Source organism: Funiculus sociatus GB2-C1 (genome assembly GCF_039962115.1).
GTDB lineage: Bacteria > Cyanobacteriota > Cyanobacteriia > Cyanobacteriales > FACHB-T130 > Funiculus > Funiculus sociatus.
In genome coordinates this window covers 22,558-41,386 of sequence record NZ_JAMPKJ010000007.1, presented here as the reverse complement: position 1 = coordinate 41,386, position 18,829 = coordinate 22,558, and the positions used below count along the sequence as shown (strand labels likewise).

The following is an 18,829-nucleotide window of genomic DNA, read 5'->3' as shown; positions in this document are numbered from 1 at the left end:
ATAAGTAAGTTACTTTAAACATATTAAAAGTTTCTTTTGTATTAAATAAAAAGATAACGCGAACGGAAGATTAATTTAGTCTGGACTTACCGTGGGGCAAAATTCTGGGGATAGGTAGGGGAAAATTTTAAAATCTATTATCTACCCATTGATATGCCAACGTATTAATCCAATAGGCACTAACTTTTACATAAATTAAGCAAGAAAGCTCAATCAGGGATATGGGAGGAGCAAAGAATCTGGCTGATGAGTGTTGTCAGCATCAAGAAAGTTCTCCCAAAGTATGGAAGTATTAGAATGCGATCGCTAAACGTCGGTAAAAACTGAATGGAGCAAAATCCTCGCCAAATAGCATTTATCGCCCTGAGAGACGTTCACCGAGGGGCTTTCGCTGATGTGGCACTTGACCGAGTGCTGCGAAAAGCCGATCTGAGCGCTCCCGATCGACGGTTGGTGACAGAATTAGTTTATGGGAGTGTGAGAAGAGTGCGATCGCTTGACTTTCTCATCGACCGATTAGGCAAAAAAAAATCTCACCAACAACCTCCAGACCTTCGCAGCATTTTACATCTAGGCTTGTACCAACTGGCTTATCTGAGCCAGATTCCCGCTTGGGCTGCTGTCAATACCACCGTAGAACTAGCTAAAGAAAACGGATTTTCTGGACTTTCCCGTTTTGTTAATGGTTTATTGCGACAGTATATCCGTCTTGTAGAGACAAATGCGATCGCGTCTTTGGAACTGCCAGAAAACCCAGTTCAACACTTAGGAATTTTACATAGCTATCCTGACTGGATTATTGAAGCTTGGTTAAAAGAGTTGGGAAAGACAGAGACTGAACAACTCTGCCAATGGCTGAACCAAACCCCAACAATTGACCTCCGGATAAATACCCTTTGCACCTCAATAGAGGAAGTAGAAGCAGCAATGCAAGCTGCTGGCGTTGGTGTCACTCGCGTTCCCCATCTACCGCAAGCTTTAAGACTTACCAACACAAAGGCGGAGGAAAGGGGGGACGCGGGGACACCGGGACTGGGGGCTGGGGGCTGGGGACTGGGTGAAGAATCTTCAAGGGTTCCCAATCCCCAATCCCCAATTCCCAATTCCCAATCCCCAATCCAAAATCCCCAATCCAAAATCCAAAATCCCCAATCCCCAACCCCCAATCCAAAATCCAAAATCGAAAAGTTGCCCGGTTTCAGTGAGGGTTGGTGGACGGTGCAAGATAGTAGCGCCCAACTGGTAAGTTATCTATTAGATCCTCAACCTGGTGAAGTGGTAATCGATGCCTGCGCTGCACCGGGAGGAAAAACTACTCACATTGCAGAATTAATGGCAGACAATGGGGCAGTGTGGGCGTGCGACAAGACTGCTTCCCGCCTCCGAAAACTCAAAGAAAACGCCCAACGGTTAGGCTTGCAGTCGATTCAAATTCAGGTTGGCGACAGCCGCAGCCTAACTCAGTTTATCAACACAGGCGATCGCGTCTTATTAGATGCTCCCTGCTCAGGACTCGGTACGCTGCACCGCCACGCCGATGCGCGTTGGCGGCAAACTCCAGACACAGTTCGGGAACTTTCGCAGCTTCAAGGGGAACTCTTAGATCAAGTAGCTAGTTGGGTAAAACCTGGCGGAATTTTAGTTTATGCAACCTGCACGCTGCATCCGTTGGAAAATGAAGGTGTGATTTACGCCTTTTTAGAACGCCACCAAGAATGGCGAATTTCGCCACCCAGCCCCAATTCCCCTTTCTCAGCTTTTAGTACCCCCGCCGGGTGGATCAAAGTCTGGCCTCACCGACATCAAATGGATGGATTCTTTATGGTTCGGCTACAACAGAAACATTAATAAGCCTATATGGTAGTTGTGGTTGCGATATTCTGTTGATGCTTGATGAATTAATCTGTTAGGGGAAAGTAGAGAAAAGCCTATGGTCGCCAATTCCAGTATTAAACAGCTTGTTAAGATTCTCATCGGTGCGGCTTGGATTGATGGCAGAATACAGCCAGAAGAACGGCAATATCTCCAACGAGTAGCCAAGGAAAAAGGCATTGCTGACGATCCAGAGCTTCAGCCGTTATTGTACGAACTCGTATCTGTAAGCCCCAGCGAGGTCTACAATTGGGTTCAGGATTATTTAGGCGATCGCCCTAACATGGAAGATTACCAGCGCCTTATCGAAGCCATCAGCGCCTTAATTTACAGCGATGGCGAGGTGGCAATTGAGGAAGCTAAACTCCTGACTCGATTACAGCTTCTAGATCCCAACAGCGAAGCGCAGAAGTCTACTCCTAGCCCTGTCCTGAAAGCGATTCAAAAACTCTACCGTCGATGGGCTGACCTTCAGGGGTAGTAAATCTCTCTTCAAGTTGAATTTCTTTATCCGAATTTTGTCAGTGAAGGCACACCTATATATAGGTGTGCCTTTCTTGTAATACTCTTCCAGTCCGCAGGGGGAGGAGCGAGAAAATGAAGGCAAGAGCCTCCCCAGGGAACAAACTATATTACTCAACCAGAAAACGAGGATTAAGAGTTTTTCTACAACAAGCAACTATTTTACCACCCATGCGTCTTTAAGTCTTAGGGAGAGTACAACTTTCCGCTGAACCTGTATCTATTTCCCTATTTTGTCAAAAACTAAAAAAAAATGATTTGACATCAAATTTTTAGGAACCTATTAGAGAATTGCAGGTCAAAGTAAACAAAGGGACGAGAAAAACGGAGAACGCTCACAATGTCTAACTTCAAGCGCATACAATCAGGAACAGCTTTATTAATGTTATTGGGAATGACATCAGGCACGGTGGCACCAATGGTGCAAACGATGATGACACCTGCACCTGCTGTTGCTCAAACTACTGTCAGTTTTAGCGATGTATCTTCAAACTATTGGGCAAGAGATTTTATTGTAGAACTGGCAAGAAGAGATGTTATCGCAGGATTTCCTGATGGTACATTCCGCCCCAACGATCCAGTAACTCGCGCTCAGTTTGCGGCTATGGTTCGTAAAGCTTTTGATAAAGCTAATATCCGCAACCCTGTCAATTTTAGCGATGTTGCATCAAACTACTGGGCTTACAACGCGATTCGGGAATCTTACGCAATGGGATTTTTATCGGGTTATCCCGGTAATGTCTTCCGCCCTGGACAGAATATTCCTCGCGAACAAGTTCTGGTTTCTTTGGCAAATGGTTTGAACTACAGCACCAGTAATGTAGCCAGCAGTTTGCAACTTTATAACGATGCTTCTTCTATCTCTAACTATGCTCGCAACAGCATTGCTGCTGCTACAGAAAAGAGCATCGTGGTGAACTATCCTACTGTTAGAGCGCTGAATCCAACTCGGAATGCTACTCGTGCTGAGGTGGCAGCTTTCATCTACCAAGCTTTGGTTAGCTCTGGGCAAGTGGCAGCGATTAATTCGCCCTATATTGTGGCGCTTAATGGCACACCAGACACACCTCCAGTAAACACAACTTTAGCTATTCCGTCTGGAACCACCATTCCCGTTAGGTACGATAAAGAAAAAATTCTGGTGACGCCTGACGAAAGGGCGCCCCTGACGTTGACGGTGGCGGCTAATATTACTACCGCCGAAGGGGCTGTGCTAATTCCTGCTGGCAGTCAGGTTGTGGGTGAATTGCAACCTGCACCTAACAGAGGAGGCACCCGGTTTGTTGCCCAGCAGCTGATTCTGCCGAATAATCAAAGGCTACCGATAAATGCCATTTCTCAGGCAATTACCAAAACCCAAGAAGTTACTAAGGGTGCCAGTCTGAGTAATATTCTGAAGGATGCTGCTTTGGGTGCGGCGGCGGCGGCGGCGGTTTCGGCGGTGACTGGTGACAAAGCGATCGCTACCGAAGAAGTTTTGGGCGGTGTTGGTATCGGTGGTTTAATCGGTTTGTTCCTCGGTCGGGACAAAGTTAGCTTGATTGCAATTGACCCGGATACTGATCTGAATCTGAGATTGCGCGAGGATTTGGTGATTAGACAGTAATGAATGGCTAATGGGCAGAAGTTAGCAATTAGTCATTCGCAATTAGCAACCAAACAATAAATGTTGTTCCCGGTCTTGAGGTATGGGGGGAACTATCAGAAGCCCAGCTTAATACAGCTGGGCTTTTTATTTCTATTTCACCCTGCATTTGTTGGACTAAATCTCGCGCGATCGCTAACCCTAATCCACTCCCAGGTATGTCGCTTTCTGCCTGAACTCCGCGATAATGTCGCTCAAACAGATGCTCTCTATCTTGGGTTGGAATGCCGGGGCCGGTATCGCTAATGGCGATCGCTTGAAAATTTCCTTGCGGCGAGGAACGCTGCTCTCCTGCCTGAATATAAACCTGTCCTCCGGCTGGAGTATACTTCAAGGCATTGTCTATTAGATTGCTCAACACTTCGCGCAACGCTTTGGCATCAGCTTGCACTGGCGGCAAGTTTGGGGAAATTTTGGAAAGTAAAGTCAGATTTCTCTCAGAGGCGATCGCTTTTGCGTTAACTAAAAGCGGTGACAAAACTTCCGCTACCGAGCAAGATTCCAACGTCAGCGCTGAATCGGGAAGTAGGGAGTGGGATGCAGGTAATGGGCAAGAAGGCGCAATTGGCACCGACGCTAACGGCAGTGTATAACTTGGTTCTAGCTCTTCTTGATTCATAGCAACTGCTCGATCGAACTGCAAGAGCAATTCTTGCAAGCGATCGCTTTCACGCACGATGCTGTTAGCAACTTCCCGGTTAGCATCTCCCGGTCGCAGTCTTCTGACGAGCAATTTGCCAAACGTCCGCAAAGCTGTTAAGGGATTGCGAAATTGGTGTACAAGATCGTCTAAAAGGTCGCGCTGTTGCTCCCCAAGACGCTGTTGCTTACTTAACTGCTGCTCGAACCATTCAGAGCGTTGATCTAGAAAACAAGCGATCGCCAGCGTCCCAGCAATGCGTTCAATTGCCGCTCGTTCTCCCTCGTTCCAAGGTCTGTCTTCCCGCGCTGTTAGTAAAAACCCCATCACCACACCCTCATGAATCAGGGGTAGTACGATTTGACGAGAGGAACCGCTTATAGCATGATCGGTATCGGGCGATCGCACTATACCCTCATCCGCGCCCTTCTGGGGCGTATGAGCCGACTCTTGGGCAATCATCAGGCGGGAAGCTTCTCGTAACCGAGGAATAGATTCCATCGACCCCTTAGAAGGTGCGACCAAAGCCCGCTCCGTTTCCCACGACCTCGCTGTCGGCGGGTAAGCCACAATTGGTCTTAGCTTAGCTGGGACACCATCTACCAGTTCTTCGGTCAAATACACGACGCTCAAGGCAGCACCCAGCCCTTGAGTTAACAGTGCCACCTGCGATTGGCACAGAGCAACGAATTCTGAACTGGTAGGCATAAACACATTCGCCTTTGTTTCGATGTTTAACGGCTTCACCGAGTAGAATTATCCCGATCTCGCTTTCTTTCTATGATGTCGCGCCTGGGTGCAACTGGTGCAAGAGTCAAAAGGCGTGCAAATTTGTCAATTTTTTTTAAACTTTGTTAATAAATTTATATTTTTTCCGGTATTATCCCAGTTTGATACATATTTTCGACTACCTAAATTTTCCCATAAACAAGGTAATTAAGCGAATTTTAGGGTTAAGCTAAAGTTTAAGAGGCGCAAGGTAGCTTATAGAGTCTCTATTCCCCAGTTGCTTTTGTTTTATTTGAATCTCTAAACTTCTGCTTGATTTGTATCAGTCTATGAAAAGCAGTTGATATTTTGAACTCAAACCGATATACTTGCGACGGTTTTTGTATCTATCATTACAACTGTCAAATATAAATAGGAGGTAATGACGTTGGCTAGAAGACGTAAGCGTAAAAGTCGCCGTCGGCAGGAAGGACGGAGAATTCTAGAACACGTGCCTCAGTTTAGTATCGAAAGCGGCGAAGATAAACCGGTCACGGCTGCGAGAAGGTTTATTCAAACCGAGGGAATACTTCCACCCGCTTTGCTACTCGTAAAGCGGAACGAACACACCACAGATCGGTACTTCTGGGCAGAAAAAGGATTGTTTGGCGCTCAATATGTGGAAGAAAACCATTTTCTGTTCCCCAGTCTCAGGATAATGGACAATAGCGCCCAAACGCCTACAGTTGCGGCTGTTCGTAGCAACTGAGACGTGGGAAGGCTGAAGGATGAAGTAAAAAAGTAAAAAGCAAAAGGCTCTCATACAAAAAAGAATTCTTCACTTTTTCCGGTCTGGTCTCTAAGATTCGGAGAAGCAAAGCTACATCCTTTATTTGGGGCGCTTTTTCCCTTTTACTCTTTTTGCTCATCCTTCCCCTTTCCAACCCTTGAGTTAATATAGATTATTCAATCACAGGCTTTAATTGCAGCGCCTCTTGCAAAGCCGCCAGTTCATCACGATGGGCAGTGACAGTAATTAGGCTTTTGGTTCCCGTGGCTTCACTTGCTAAGGCTTCCACCTTGAGAGATACCTGCTCCTTGCGACCAGCTTTTTTCCAGTAAAATACTCCAGCTGCTGGCGATAGGAGAACTAAACCAAGAAAGACTTTAGCCAGATTGGGAAAAAGCATCGCTAAAACGAGTGCTAGACACAGGAAGCCACAAAAGGCTAGCAGGCTCAGGAAAATAGCCAAAAACCAGCTAGGGCGGACAAATCCCTGAAATGTAACTTGATTTTGCGCCGCATCCACGGCAGCAACCTGATAGGCCCTATTGTCAAAATACTGCTGCAATTGAGTTAGAAGGGATTCTTCTGGTTGCTCTGTAATGAGTTGTACTTGTTGGGTTCGGTCTTTTGCGGAGGCTCGAATAAAGAAAAATAGACCAACTGCCAACAACAGTGTTAACAAAAACGTTGAGGATAAAACAGTCGTATTCACGGATTTCTAGCTTTCAGCCAATGAGAAATAGGCAATAGCCTATAGCGTATCGCCTATCGCCAATATTTGGCACTTTCTTCAGATTGCTTGTTTATCCCCCCTCATCGTATAGTCGTCCCAAAGACGGGCAAGGTCTAGAGCTTGATCCCGGCACTCTGGGCGAATTTGATACATTCGGCGCGGTCTTCCTCGCCCTTCCACTTTTTTCCAATAACCAGTGATGGCAGCTTGGTCTTCTAGGAATTTTAGGGCGCTGTAAAGGACGGTATCAGAGAGTCGATAGGTTGGATATTCACTCTCAAGTCGTCCGATCAGTTCTGTCCCGTAAGATTCCCCACCCAACAAGACCCAAAGGACATAACACACCGCTAGTTCCTTGTTGAGATAAGTGGGAGGAGGGTCTTGAAAAAACTGATATATATCCTCAAATTTCATGTGCATAACTCATTAAGCTCCCCAGCCAAACAATTTGGAATGGGATATGTTTCCCCAAACTAACGATGCTTTTATCAACCCGGAAAATTCACCCGTCAATCGGCGCGTTTCTCACCCTTGCACCCTTGTATGCACCCTTATAGACGTAAATAGTTCGTTGCTTTAGTGCTTTTCTCTCACAAAAAGACTGAACGATACCATTAATTTTAGACACTCAGTTCTGGGTTGACCTGCCAGAGTTCATGGGTGATTTTGCCATTTTTATCGAATTGGACTTTGTAGGAAATTGACAGCACTACAGGAGTTCCGTGGTTAGACTTGGCAGCGATCGCGATCTGGGCTTCGATTACGCGATTGGTTTGTTTGCCAAATGCCAGATCGTCGCCAGAAAGATGTTTTTTGACAACCTGGAAGTCTTGAATGTGGTACTTTGAAAAAAATTCCTCCCAGGCTGGGTAGATTGACTGACCCTGATAAACTTCATCCAGAGCGCCATAGGATCGGATTAGAATGGCATTGTCACTGTATTGAGTGACTGTAAGCTCTGGATCTTCGGTGGCGATCGCGCGAAAGTGCTTCTGAACCACAGAAAGCGGTTTTGGAGTAAAGGCACCTTGGTAGACCACCAAACTGCACACCAAAGCAATGGCGTAAGTGGCGGAAACTAAATGCTGCCTAAGAGTCGGTTGCAGAAACTTCATAATGCTGCTTCCAATTCGATTGGGCTGCTCTTGAAAAAGGCAGGCGTTTAATCACAAAGTGATTCGGGTGCCTGCTCTTGACAGAGTGACGGCGAGGTTGACTTAAAAGTTCTCCAGAGTTTAAACATCTTTGTATTTTGTTGACTAGAGAGATTACTCTAAAACCAGAGAGCGATCGCTACTTGTTCAACACAACACCTTTTGTTTAGAGACATCCGGAATCAAGCCGCCTTAAAATCAAGCCATGCAAGAAAAGTTTGACTCTCCTCCCGTTCCTTCAGCTATACAACGGATTGCCAGTGCTTTCCGCATAACAGGCTGGATAGGCTTTTGGGTTCAGTTAGTGCTATCTGTTGTCTCCACCCTGATTTTTTTGTTTGCCATCCCATCTGCCGGGCCCCGTGCTGGCGGGGGTGGTGCCAGTAATCCGGGGACTGGGGGCAGTATATTTTTTGCTGTTTGCGGCCTTTTAGTGCTTTATTTCAGCATTTATCAGGCTTTTCGATACACCCGTTTAGGCTTACAGTTAAAAGATTCTAATCCTAATCTGCGCCCTAAGAAGGCAGATGCGATTAAAGTTTTAAGATTTGGATTAACCGTGAGTTTGGTAGGGCTACTGCTGGCGGTTGTGGGGGCAGAAGCGATTACTGGCACTCTACTGGCAAAGTCTCTTTCTCAGGCTCAGGGTGGTGTGGCAATCTACGATCCTCAATTTATTAATCGGCTCATTCAACCATTGGATATCTTTGTGGTGCTGGCAAATACCCATACGATTACCGCCCACGTTGCGGGAGTTATTGTTTCTTTATGGTTGCTCAGTCGCGTTAATAAACAGTAACAGAGGGTTAGAAAGGAGGGGATTCACGACGGGCTGGGGAACAGAAGAATTGCTAGTATGTTCCTCAATTCATAATCCCCTTTCTAAAGCACTTTACTTGCCTGATATAGTTAAATTTATATTTAAGAATCCATTGCGCCGTAATCTAATTTGTATTAGGTTAATATAGCGCTGATAGAGCGAGTTAAAGTTTTAGGAGTGTCGGGTTTCGTTCCTCAACCCAATTTACTAGCTTAAACGGTTGATTGTTGGCGCTGATAGAGTGAGTAATACAATCCTTTCTTTTGCATCAGTTCCGAGTGGGTTCCTTGTTCCATCAAAACGCCTTTTTCCAGTACCAATATTAAATCGGCTCGCTTGAGTGGTTCAAAGCGGTGAGCAATCATAAATACTGTGCGATTTTGCGAAACCTTCTGGATGTTTTGTAGAACTTGTTGCTCAGTTTCACTATCAAGGGCGCTAGTGGCTTCGTCGAGAATTAAAATCGGGGCTTGCGAATGGAAAAGACGAGCTAAAGAAATTCTTTGCCGCTGTCCTCCAGACAAGGCTGTACCGCGCTCCCCGACAGGGTTTTCGTAACCTTGAGGTAGTTCGCTGATGAAGTCGTGGGCGGCTGCTAATCGAGCGGCTTCTACAACTTGTTCGGCGGTGATATCTGGATTGCCCAAAGTGATGTTTTCTAATATGGAACCGTTGAAGAGAAAATCTTCTTGGAGGACTACACTAATTTGTTGCCGCAGAGATGATAAATCAGCACTTTTAATATCAAATCCATCGATAAGAATGCGCCCTGATTCAACGCTGTAAAGTCGCTGCAAAAGTTTAGAAAGGGTACTTTTCCCTGAGCCACTTCTACCGACAATTCCAACAAACATCCCTGGCTGAACTTTGAAGGAAATTCCACGTAAAATTGGTTCTTGATTAGCATGGTAGCGGAAGAAAACTTGGTCAAAGGTGACTTGACCTTGTAGGGTCGGTAAAACTAAACCGGAACCTGGTTCGGCTTCGGGGGCGACGTTGAGAATATCTCCAATTCGGTCTACAGATAGCAGAACTTGTTGCAGGTTTTGCCAGAGTTGTACTAAACGTAAAAGTGGCCCGGTCATCCTACCGGAAAGCATTTGAAAGGCGACTAGCTGACCGATTGTGAGCTTCTGGCTGATGACTAGGGTGGCTCCAAACCAGAGGATTAGTAGGTTGGAAAAGTTGGTGAGAAAGTCGCCGATATTGTTGCTAATATTGGAGGTGGTGGAAGCTTTAAATCCGGTGCGGATGAAACGGGCAAATAATCCTTCCCAGCGATCGCGTGTTGTCCTCTCCGCCGCATGAGCCTTCACAGCGTGAATCCCCGTCACCGTCTCGACGAGAAAAGATTGACTGTCCGCACTGCGGTTAAAGGTTTCGTTCAGCCAGTTTCGCAAAATCGGCGTGGCAACAATTGACAAAATGGCAAATAGGGGAATCACCGCTAGGGCGACAAAGGTGAGTTTGACGTTGTAGTAAAACATCAATGTCAGGTACACCACGGCAAAGATGCTGTCTAAAATCACAGTCATCGCTGTACCAGTGAGAAACTGGCGGATATTTTCCAGTTCCTGTACCCGCGCCACCGTGTCTCCCACCCGGCGCGACTCAAAATAAGCCAAAGGTAGCCGCATCAGGTGACGGAACAACTGCGCTGATAAGCTGAGGTCTAGACGGCGTGCCGTATGGGTGAAGATGAATAAGCGCAAAACGCCTAAAACTGCTTCAAATATAGCAACAGACAATAGAGCGATCGCCATTACATCCAAAGTCGGCAAACTCTCCTGCACCATCACCTTATCAATCACTACTTGCGTAATTAATGGTGTAGCTAAACCCAATAACTGCAACGTGAAAGAGGCAAACAGCACCTCAGACAATAATCCCCGATAGCGCCAAACCGCAGGTAAAAACCAACTAAGGTTAAATTTATCCTGCTTTTGGATCGGTTCAACTTGCCAAAGTTGCCCATCCCAAGCAGTTTCCACCGCAGACAGAGGAACGCTTTCGCAAATTTGACTGGGATTGAGGGGATTAGCGATAATTAAGCGATCGCCTCTAATCTCGTACACCACAACCCAGCTTTCCTGTTGCCAGTGCAGCAACGCTGGCAAAGTTAGCTTTCGCAACTCTTTAAGCGAAACTATCACCCGTCGTAGCACCAGCCCCATTTTTTCTCCAGCTTCCACCAGATTTCGAGGGCGTTGTCCCCGCAACTGGCGCTGCACCCACTCCAGGGGGGCAGGGTTTTCCAGCTGCTGCGCCACCATTGTTAAACAAGCAGCTGCTGTATTGAGACTGGAAACAAAGGGATAATTTTGTATCGGAGCGCGTCGCTCATTTTCTACTGGGGCATCCAACACAGGCAAGATGTCTGCGCTACCTTCCTGCTGCCAGAAACTATCAATTTCTGGCGATGAAAACTCACTCCACAGCGAAGCATCCCAACGCACTACTATCACTTCTTTGCTGGCTGCTACCGCCTTGAAAAGTCCGGAAAGCTTCTGCAAGTCACCGAACCAATCCCCTGCTTCCAGAGTTGCCAAAGGCTTAGCCGCGCCTTCTTCCCGCAAACGCACCTTCCCAGACACAATAAAAAACTGGTCGCCGGGACTCTCCGTAGACCAAATTTTTTCCCCCAGAGTGTAGCGACGTGTCTCGGATTGAGTTTTAAATTGCGCTTGCTCTTCAGGAGAAAGCAAGCTTAGAGGTGGCGCATCCCAAGGCAAGTTCTGAGATTGATCGACAATTATCAACTTACTTGCAGCTTGACCGTTAGTTTTTGAATTTTCGCTGCTAGCCATTGCTCAAAAAGTTCATTTTGTAGTGCTTCCTTTAGCTGACCATCTTCTAACGAAGCTGGCAGAAACTGTTCAACTCGAAACAAAGCCCAAGTTTGTTCCAGTTCTAACGGCCCGACTAACTCGCCAGGACTGACTGTATCAACAGCTGCTCTGAGTATATCCGGTAGGGTTCCGCGACTGACTGGCCCCATCATGCCATTCACAATCCGGTCGTCGGTGAGAGAATACTCTTTGGCTAGTTGCTCAAAGCTGGTTCCTTCCTCAATTTGGCTATGTAACTCCTCCGCCAATTCTTGTTTATCCACAACAAGGCGAGAGAGTACCACCCGATCTAAAAAAATTTTACGTTCGATGAAATATTCTTGTAGTTTTGGCTCTGCAATCGTCGCTTTAAGCTTTGCTAGCTTAAAGCCGGAACTAACTTGATTGTGAAAACTTGCATAGTCTGTACCGTTTTGAGTCAGCCATTCTTGGAAACTCTTAGGGTCAGTCAAACCGCGCTGCAAGCGAAAATCAATCACTGCTTGCTCAATTGCTGCGGAACTCGGTTGCACTTGGAGTGTTTGCAATTCTTGCTCTATTACGTGCTGGCGGAGAATTTCACCGATGAAAGTATTGAGTTTTCCAGAGGATTGTAAATATTTTAGAGCTTGCCCAAGGGTTACGGGCTGCTCATCAACGATCAAAAAGGCTGCTTCCATGAAGTAACGAGGTAAGTAGATGTCCAGAACTTATACAATGTCTGGTTAAATTATTCCGTACTTGCTGGGATTCCCAAGCAAGTCTAGTGTAGTTGCCCCGATCGCGATCGCGCTTTTGTGTCATCAACGTTTACAAAAGCTGCCGATGCTATGAATCCCATAATGAAATAGGTTCTCCACATCTATTATCTTCTAATCAAAGAACCACAGTCCACAGAAACCCGGCTTCAAGCGAGAAACCGAGTTTCTAGAACCACAGAGTTATTTTTTAAGCGGTAGCGATCGCGATAGATCGTATATCAACATTAGTGCGTGCAGAAGTGGTATTGTCACCCAAGAATAGGAAGTTAGGTGTCTCATAAGGATCGTAAGGCAAGGGGCCAGCTATGGTGTTGGTATGATCGAAGGCAGTGTAGTCGCGGAGTGCGCCCGTCAATATTTGGGAACCATTGGCCAGAAGCTGGTAATTGTTACCTTGGACTCTCAGATCGTATTGGGTCATGCTGGTTGTTGACCTCAAGACTCCCTCACTGTGAGTGAAAAGTGTTCGATTAGGGCCATTAGGCACATTAGGCCCACCATCCTGCGCCCAAATTTCATTATTCCAGAAGCCTAGCTCAATGCCCTTCTGTCCGTCGCTGCTGATGGTAGTGATGCTGAAACCTGCCCGGTCTTGTTTTCCGTCGTTGTTATCATCGCTGGTGTGAGCTTCGCTGTTAATCTTCACCTCGAAACTGATGGTATAGCCACTATTTCGGTCAAGGGTGGGGAATAATGGGTTAACCAAAGTAGCAGGTGAGACTTCTCTATAGTTGCTATAGCCAGCCGGAACCAGGTTATTTGAAGTGCTATTTAAGTTAACTCCGCCGCCAGCAAGGGCTGTTTGAGTGCCAGCAGGAACGAAGGGGGGTAAGCCTTGAGTTCCAAAAGCTAGATAGCCTTGGGTATCCGGTGTACCCGTTCCATTGTAGAGGGTGTAGGTATCGGGAACGGAATTTACTGTCAGCGCCAGTGTTTTACTATCGCTCAAAGCAGCACCACCTGTATTACCCTGGTCATTAACACTGATGTTAATGCTGTCAGTACCGAAGTAGTTAGTGTTGCCTCGGTAGGTAAGATTGCTAAAAGCTGTGTTAATGGCTGCTAGCGTCCCAGTGAAGGTCATGGTAGAGCTGCCGTTTCCTCCTGCTGGGCCAAAGCTAAGTCCATTTGTGGAGCCAAAGGTAAGTTTACCTTGGCTGACTGATAAAGTGACTCGCACCGGGTTACTGCCAGCATCGCGATCGCCGATACTGATCCCTGTAATTGTTAAATCGGTGTCTTCATCTACAGTCTTGGCACCAGGTACACTTATTACAGGCGCATCGTTCACTGGGATTATAGTGATGCCTCTACTTACCGTCGCACTCGTACCACCGTCACCATCAGTCATCGTAAAGCTGACAGTACGGTTAAGGTTGAATTGATCGTCGTAGCTATTCTGATAAGTGATGTTTTGCACTAAGGCTTGGGCAGCAGTAGCAGTGGCATTACTATTAAAATTGACGGAAAAAGAAGTAAGTCCACCGCTATAAGTACCGATAACGGTTCCTCCGTAGGTGATCGTATTACCCGATACTCCAATCTGACCAACCGCTGTACCTTGGTTGCGAATCCCTAAGATATCAGAAGCGTTAGAGACTGGGCTTAAACTTACGTTTAGGGTGCCAGTGTCGAAGTTGGGGGAGGTGGTATCAGTAACAGTTGCCCCCGCCCCAATTAACGCTCCTGGTCCGTTCTCAGTATAAGATACGGTTCCAGTTGGCAGTCCAATGACGGGTGCGGTATTGATGGGAGTGGCAGGATTGGCAGACATTCTCAGGTTGTAGTAACTATCGCCACTTTGCCGATAAACTTTGACGAAGTAGGTGCCTGCATCTAGAGTGGCACCGATGTATTCTCGCCTGCTACCTCTTCGAGTTGAACTAGCGATCGCCTGATTCGGATTGCTGCTGTTGAACAGTTGAACATTGGCATCAGCACTCAGTCTACCAAGGGTAAGGAACAAGCTGCTGCGACCGCTGAGAGTGAATTTGTAGTAGTCCAAGGGATCGGCGGCACCCACAAAGTCCCTGTAGGGAGTGACATTGGTAGTGAGGTTGATATTTCTGGCTTGACTAAATGAGTTTCCGGCATAATCTGCTGGCATAACCATCCCCTCCTGAAAGTAATAACACTGGTGATTACTCTATTTATTTCTTTCTTGTGGAGGATGACAAGCTTATTAGTCAGATTTAACTAATCTTCATGCGTCGCTTTATACAGCCTTCACAAATCTCTGCAATCAGGAAACAAAGCGATCGCACCCTCAACCCATTCCAGCAGACACAGCTAAGGCTAATAATATAGCCGCGATCGCGCCGATCAATGTATTCACTACATTCACTAATTCGTTGGTAAGCCATTCTAGGCGACTTTGCAATGTGGCACCAATTACACTTTCTAAATTGGTAGCAATAAACGCCGCCAACACACACAAAAGCACACCCAACAGGTCAATTGTACCAACGCCCCAGCCAACGAGTGCGATCGCTGCCGATGCCACTATCCCAGCTAAAGTCCCCTCTAAAGATACCGCCCCTTCAGTTCCCCGCGCCACGGGTTGTAGAGTGGTGATGAGAAATGTGCGTTTACCGTAAGCTTTCCCGACTTCACTGGCGCAAGTGTCCGAGAGTTTGGTGCTGAAACTCGCCACGTAACCCAACAGTAGTAGGGGTATCCATTGGGGCTGTCCTAAATAATTAGCCACCAGCACTCCCAAGGCGCAGAGTGTCGCTGTAAAAGCCGAACCCCAGACATTTTCTGGCCCCCGTGCGCCAGAACGTTTCTCTGCAATTCCCTCGGCTTCCTTTTGCGCCATACCGATGCGCGTGACCCCAGAACCAACGAGAAAATAAAACATTACCACTAAATATCCCGGAAAGCCGAGGGCTCCCCAGATGATAACGCCCAGCGCCCAACTGTGGAGTAATCCCGCCGGAGTAAGAAGCTTTTTCGGGGCGAAATAGGCGACAATCGCCAAAATTGTATTCAATGCGATCGCTACTAGCCACGGATTGACAGAATTAATCGTAGAGAGCATTAGCATAAATCTGAAAACATTAAACTAATTCAAAATTAAGCCAACAGCTATGAACCCAACAATATTTCATCTTGCCTTTCCGATCAGCAATGTTGCTCAAGCCAAAGCCTACTACGCTGATGGACTCGGTTGCAAAGTTGGACGGGAAACGCGCGATGCTGTAATTCTAAATTTATCCGGTCATCAACTCGTGGCTCACGTCACCAAAGAACCTCTTACCCCGCAACGAGGTATTTATCCTAGACACTTTGGGCTGATTTTTACCGCCGAGTCTGACTGGGAAGCAATGCTGGAACGGGCGCAACAACGACAGCTACAATTTTATCAAGAGCCTAAGCATCGCTTTCCCGGTCAACTGACAGAGCATCGCACCTTTTTCTTAGAAGATCCGTTTTATAATCTGATGGAGTTTAAATATTATGCTCATGCTGAGGCGATTTTTGGCGTTCGGGAGTACGCTGAAGTTGGCGATTCTGCTTAGCAGACGCTTCGCGATCGCTCTTAAGTGGTTCTGAGAGTGCTTTAGCCACAGCTTTAATTGCCCTGATGTCTGTAATCATCCACGGGTGGAATAATATCGGCAGCTGCACGTCCTTACCTATAGGCATTTGCGAACTTTTCGGAGGCAAAATTATTAAATCGTAAGGTGTCCAGATAGAAGTGAAATTCAGCTGCTCCAGCATCTCGACATCCCGATTCAAATCATATAATAAACCGCTATCAGGTCGCATCTGACAGCAGCCTTCGCCATTGTGAAAGTATCCTGCCCAGGTTCCATTATTGGGTGCTGATATAGTAATAAAGCGCTGCACCCGCTTGATTCCCCCCAGTCGCTGCACGTAGTAGCGGCTGACAATGCCTCCCATGCTGAAGCCTACTAAATCTAGTGGTTGTTCTGGTGCAAAGGTTTTGGCAATGTAATCGCCAACCTGCACAGCCAGAGAGTCAAGACCCGCTTCCCCAGTGTTGGGAAGGAGACTAATATCGTATACAGTCCAGCCTCGCTGTGTCAGGTAGGGAGCCATTTTATGAAATACGGCGGCTGTGTCGTTGATGCCGTGAACCAGTAATACGGGGTTAGGCTTGTCGCTGGAGTTCATTTTGCTCATAGTTTCATTTAATTTCAGCTTAGACTGATGCGATCGCTTCTTTCGACGAGCCTGGGACACCCTACCCACTGGCTGACTCTTTTACCAAAATCTGAGATAAATGTAAAGTATTGCAACCAGGCAGCAATCTGCCATCGGTAAGCATCTGGGTAACTGTACTTGATGAAACAAACAAGGTAAACTTTTATAAAGAAGTATCGATGAATCTTGCGCTTGTCCGCCGTAAAAATTCATAATTCGATCTGGATAACAATTTTAGGGATGCCGCGTAGAGCAAATGTAAAGCAACGCCCTTTTAGTAAGGAGCAGTTCTGTGTGGTATTTGCAATAACACTCTTGAATTAAAGTTAGAATTGCTTGTTGCAATTTTTTTGAATACTGAGTCAACGTCATCTAAGCGCCAGGAGTAATCATAAATGTTCGGTTTTATCAAAAAATTGTTCGGTGGAATTGCCGCTTTCTTCGGAGGGCTTTTTAGCTCTGAAAAGTCTGAAGACAACAAGGCTATAGCTCCTAAAGCTGGCAAAAAGTCTGGATACTACATGGAGCTTGACGAGTCAAAAGACTCTAACGGACAGAAGAAGGCTGAACCAGTCAAGGCTCAACAATCTCAAGACAAGAAGCCAGAACCCGCCAAGACTCAACCGTCCCAAGAGAAGAAGCCAGAACCCGCAAAAGTAGAAGCGTCTACGCCTAAAAAGGATTCACCAAAGCCTGAGAAGAAGTCTGAAGAAAAAACTGAAGCAGCAGCGATCGCTCAAAGACCTAAAGTTGAGCTAGTTCAGACTGCTGAAGGAGTTGAGGCAGTACCTGCTACTAGTAACGGTAAGGTTCCAGCCTCGAATGACACCACTTTTGCTCCCAAATATTTGAACCCAGTTACCAGTTCTAAGAGCCGTCGCCGTCCAGGCCCCAGCATGAGCAACTTCATGGACATGGCACGTCAAGTGAAAACGCCAAACTCATAAAAAGGCTTTCATTCAATTCCCCCTAAAAAAGGGACAGCAAAAGGCAAAAGATTCTTTCTTTTGCCTTTTTTTATTCTTGTTTTTTGCCTTTTATACCAGATACGGTTCACTTAACGTTTTTTCTATTATTTTGCACTTCTGAGGAAAACCAGCCCACTGTACAACTGGAAGGCAGGGTCCCAGAGGGTTTCTTCGCGGCGAAACAAGTGAATGTGGGACTTGAGGCGTTTTAGCATTTCGGCGTAATCTAGGGCTGATTGGGCAAAAAGGTTGAAATCAGACCAAACTGGTGTATGTTGCAGCTGCTGGTTTAAGAAAGTGAGTAAATTATTCCAGTTAGTGCGGTTGGTGGGTTGATTGGACTGCTGTGAGTTGAAGGGAATACCCTTCGGAAACTGGTAGCTGCTATCCGAGAGGCGGAGTATGCTGCGTCTGGCGGGGAGATGCAAGTCGCAAAATTGCGCGTAATCTTGGGTTTTGGTTTTCCATTGCAGCTTGTGGTGGGCATCTTGGTCTACAACTTCTTCAAAAATGGGTAACTGTCCCTCTACGCGATCGCGCACTTCTGACCAGCTAAAGTTGAGAGAACCAATCTGAGAACGATCGTTTTCACAAACCACGCTAACTTGCGGAGTAACAGAGACAAAATGGCTGACTTTGAAAACGTTAATTTTCTCAATGTCTGCCAGATTTGCCCAAAAACAAGGAATGTCAGCTTGCTGCAATTGCTGGCTGTAGTATCGCATTTCTCCTACCAAGCCAGTACGGTACAGCCGCCAGCCGCGACTGGGTAATTGTAGGCGTGCGCTGTAGGGGTCTAGCTGCATAATCCGAGCTAAACTTTGGGCAGCTGATTGTTTTGCGTCCTGACTGAGGGCTTCCAGAACTAAGACACCAGCTTCTGTATCTTCTTTTGAAGCGGTGGCTTGGGCGATCGCTTGTTGTCGTTTTCTTTGGGCGATCGCTTCTAGACGTTGCAATCCTTGCCGTGCTTGCGACATAATCTTCGGATTGGTTGCATCCCTTAGCAGTTGCCGATAAACAGTTTCTGCCGCCTCCAGCTTGCCTGTTTCTTCGTGTAGTCGTCCCACATAAAGCTGCACTGTAGGATTTTGCGGCATTTGTTTTAGCAGGTTTTTCAGTAACCAAGCAACTGTTTTATAGTCTTTGCGCTCAAAGGCTTCGGCAACTTGTTCCAGCATGGAAAGAATTAAAAATTAAAAGTTAAAAATTTAAAATTTG

At 46.5% G+C, this 18,829-nt stretch carries 17 protein-coding genes; 7 read left to right on the top strand and 10 right to left on the bottom strand.

Annotated elements, in window-relative coordinates:
* Positions 1-327 precede the first annotated feature (327 nt).
* From NDI42_RS05310 to NDI42_RS05300, 3 genes are all read left to right on the top strand, one after another.
* Complete coding sequence (locus NDI42_RS05310; protein ID WP_242017501.1) at positions 328-1,848, top strand: 16S rRNA (cytosine(967)-C(5))-methyltransferase; 1,521 nt, start codon at positions 328-330, stop codon at positions 1,846-1,848.
* An 82-nt stretch (positions 1,849-1,930) separates the two neighbouring features.
* Positions 1,931-2,353, top strand: a complete 423-nt coding sequence (locus NDI42_RS05305; RefSeq protein ID WP_190422569.1) for a tellurite resistance TerB family protein — start codon at positions 1,931-1,933, stop codon at positions 2,351-2,353.
* Between the two features lie 381 nt (positions 2,354-2,734).
* Positions 2,735-4,000 carry an S-layer homology domain-containing protein gene (locus NDI42_RS05300; RefSeq protein WP_190451819.1) on the top strand — a complete coding sequence of 422 codons (1,266 nt, stop codon included), beginning with the start codon at positions 2,735-2,737 and terminating at the stop codon, positions 3,998-4,000.
* Positions 4,001-4,028: 28 nt separating this feature from the next.
* Here NDI42_RS05300 and NDI42_RS05295 read toward each other — a convergent pair whose 3' ends face one another.
* Positions 4,029-5,387 (bottom strand): sensor histidine kinase, encoded by a 1,359-nt coding sequence (locus NDI42_RS05295; protein WP_190451818.1) that lies wholly within the window; start codon positions 5,385-5,387, stop codon positions 4,029-4,031.
* A 448-nt stretch (positions 5,388-5,835) separates the two neighbouring features.
* Here NDI42_RS05295 and NDI42_RS05290 point away from each other — a divergent pair, with 448 nt between their 5' ends.
* Positions 5,836-6,156, top strand: coding sequence for a DUF3155 domain-containing protein (locus NDI42_RS05290; RefSeq protein WP_190422575.1), 321 nt, complete (start codon positions 5,836-5,838; stop codon positions 6,154-6,156).
* A gap of 193 nt (positions 6,157-6,349) precedes the next feature.
* Here the strand turns inward: NDI42_RS05290 and NDI42_RS05285 are convergent, their stop codons facing one another.
* The 3 genes from NDI42_RS05285 to NDI42_RS05275 all read right to left on the bottom strand — a co-directional run bounded on the left by NDI42_RS05285 (position 6,350) and on the right by NDI42_RS05275 (position 8,022).
* Positions 6,350-6,886, bottom strand: coding sequence for a cofactor assembly of complex C subunit B (locus NDI42_RS05285; RefSeq protein ID WP_190451816.1), 537 nt, complete (start codon positions 6,884-6,886; stop codon positions 6,350-6,352).
* A 78-nt stretch (positions 6,887-6,964) separates the two neighbouring features.
* Positions 6,965-7,321, bottom strand: coding sequence for a PadR family transcriptional regulator (locus NDI42_RS05280; protein WP_190422728.1), 357 nt, complete (start codon positions 7,319-7,321; stop codon positions 6,965-6,967).
* Positions 7,322-7,527: 206 nt separating this feature from the next.
* Positions 7,528-8,022, bottom strand: a complete 495-nt coding sequence (locus NDI42_RS05275; RefSeq protein WP_190451814.1) for a nuclear transport factor 2-like protein — start codon at positions 8,020-8,022, stop codon at positions 7,528-7,530.
* Positions 8,023-8,266: 244 nt separating this feature from the next.
* Here NDI42_RS05275 and NDI42_RS05270 point away from each other — a divergent pair, with 244 nt between their 5' ends.
* Positions 8,267-8,860 (top strand): DUF3611 family protein, encoded by a 594-nt coding sequence (locus NDI42_RS05270; protein ID WP_190441756.1) that lies wholly within the window; start codon positions 8,267-8,269, stop codon positions 8,858-8,860.
* Between the two features lie 233 nt (positions 8,861-9,093).
* Here the strand turns inward: NDI42_RS05270 and NDI42_RS05265 are convergent, their stop codons facing one another.
* The 4 genes from NDI42_RS05265 to NDI42_RS05250 form a co-directional block, all read right to left on the bottom strand.
* Positions 9,094-11,688 carry a peptidase domain-containing ABC transporter gene (locus NDI42_RS05265; RefSeq protein ID WP_190451812.1) on the bottom strand — a complete coding sequence of 865 codons (2,595 nt, stop codon included), beginning with the start codon at positions 11,686-11,688 and terminating at the stop codon, positions 9,094-9,096.
* Entirely contained in the window at positions 11,637-12,389 is a 753-nt protein-coding gene (locus NDI42_RS05260) for a peptidylprolyl isomerase (protein ID WP_190451809.1), read from the bottom strand. The genes NDI42_RS05265 and NDI42_RS05260 overlap by 52 nt, the downstream gene beginning before the upstream one ends.
* Positions 12,390-12,657: 268 nt before the next feature.
* The gene (locus NDI42_RS05255; protein WP_190451807.1) at positions 12,658-14,577 is read right to left on the bottom strand and encodes a choice-of-anchor Y domain-containing protein; all 1,920 of its coding nucleotides are present in this window, start codon (positions 14,575-14,577) and stop codon (positions 12,658-12,660) included.
* A 159-nt stretch (positions 14,578-14,736) separates the two neighbouring features.
* On the bottom strand, positions 14,737-15,510 hold the full coding sequence (locus NDI42_RS05250) for a TIGR00297 family protein (protein WP_190451806.1): 774 nt from the start codon (positions 15,508-15,510) through the stop codon (positions 14,737-14,739).
* A 49-nt stretch (positions 15,511-15,559) separates the two neighbouring features.
* On the opposite strand from NDI42_RS05250, the gene NDI42_RS05245 reads away from it, so the two are divergent.
* Positions 15,560-15,991: a VOC family protein gene (locus NDI42_RS05245; protein ID WP_190451805.1), complete on the top strand. Its 432-nt coding sequence runs from the start codon at positions 15,560-15,562 to the stop codon at positions 15,989-15,991.
* Here the strand turns inward: NDI42_RS05245 and NDI42_RS05240 are convergent.
* A complete protein-coding gene (locus tag NDI42_RS05240) occupies positions 15,921-16,610 on the bottom strand; it encodes an esterase/lipase family protein (protein WP_190451932.1) in 690 nt (229 codons plus the stop codon). The genes NDI42_RS05245 and NDI42_RS05240 overlap by 71 nt on opposite strands.
* A 425-nt stretch (positions 16,611-17,035) precedes the next feature.
* On the opposite strand from NDI42_RS05240, the gene NDI42_RS05235 reads away from it, so the two are divergent.
* Positions 17,036-17,587 (top strand): hypothetical protein, encoded by a 552-nt coding sequence (locus tag NDI42_RS05235; protein ID WP_190451802.1) that lies wholly within the window; start codon positions 17,036-17,038, stop codon positions 17,585-17,587.
* Between the two features lie 125 nt (positions 17,588-17,712).
* Here NDI42_RS05235 and NDI42_RS05230 read toward each other — a convergent pair whose 3' ends face one another.
* Positions 17,713-18,789 (bottom strand): tetratricopeptide repeat protein, encoded by a 1,077-nt coding sequence (locus NDI42_RS05230; RefSeq protein WP_190451800.1) that lies wholly within the window; start codon positions 18,787-18,789, stop codon positions 17,713-17,715.
* Positions 18,790-18,829 lie beyond the last annotated feature (40 nt).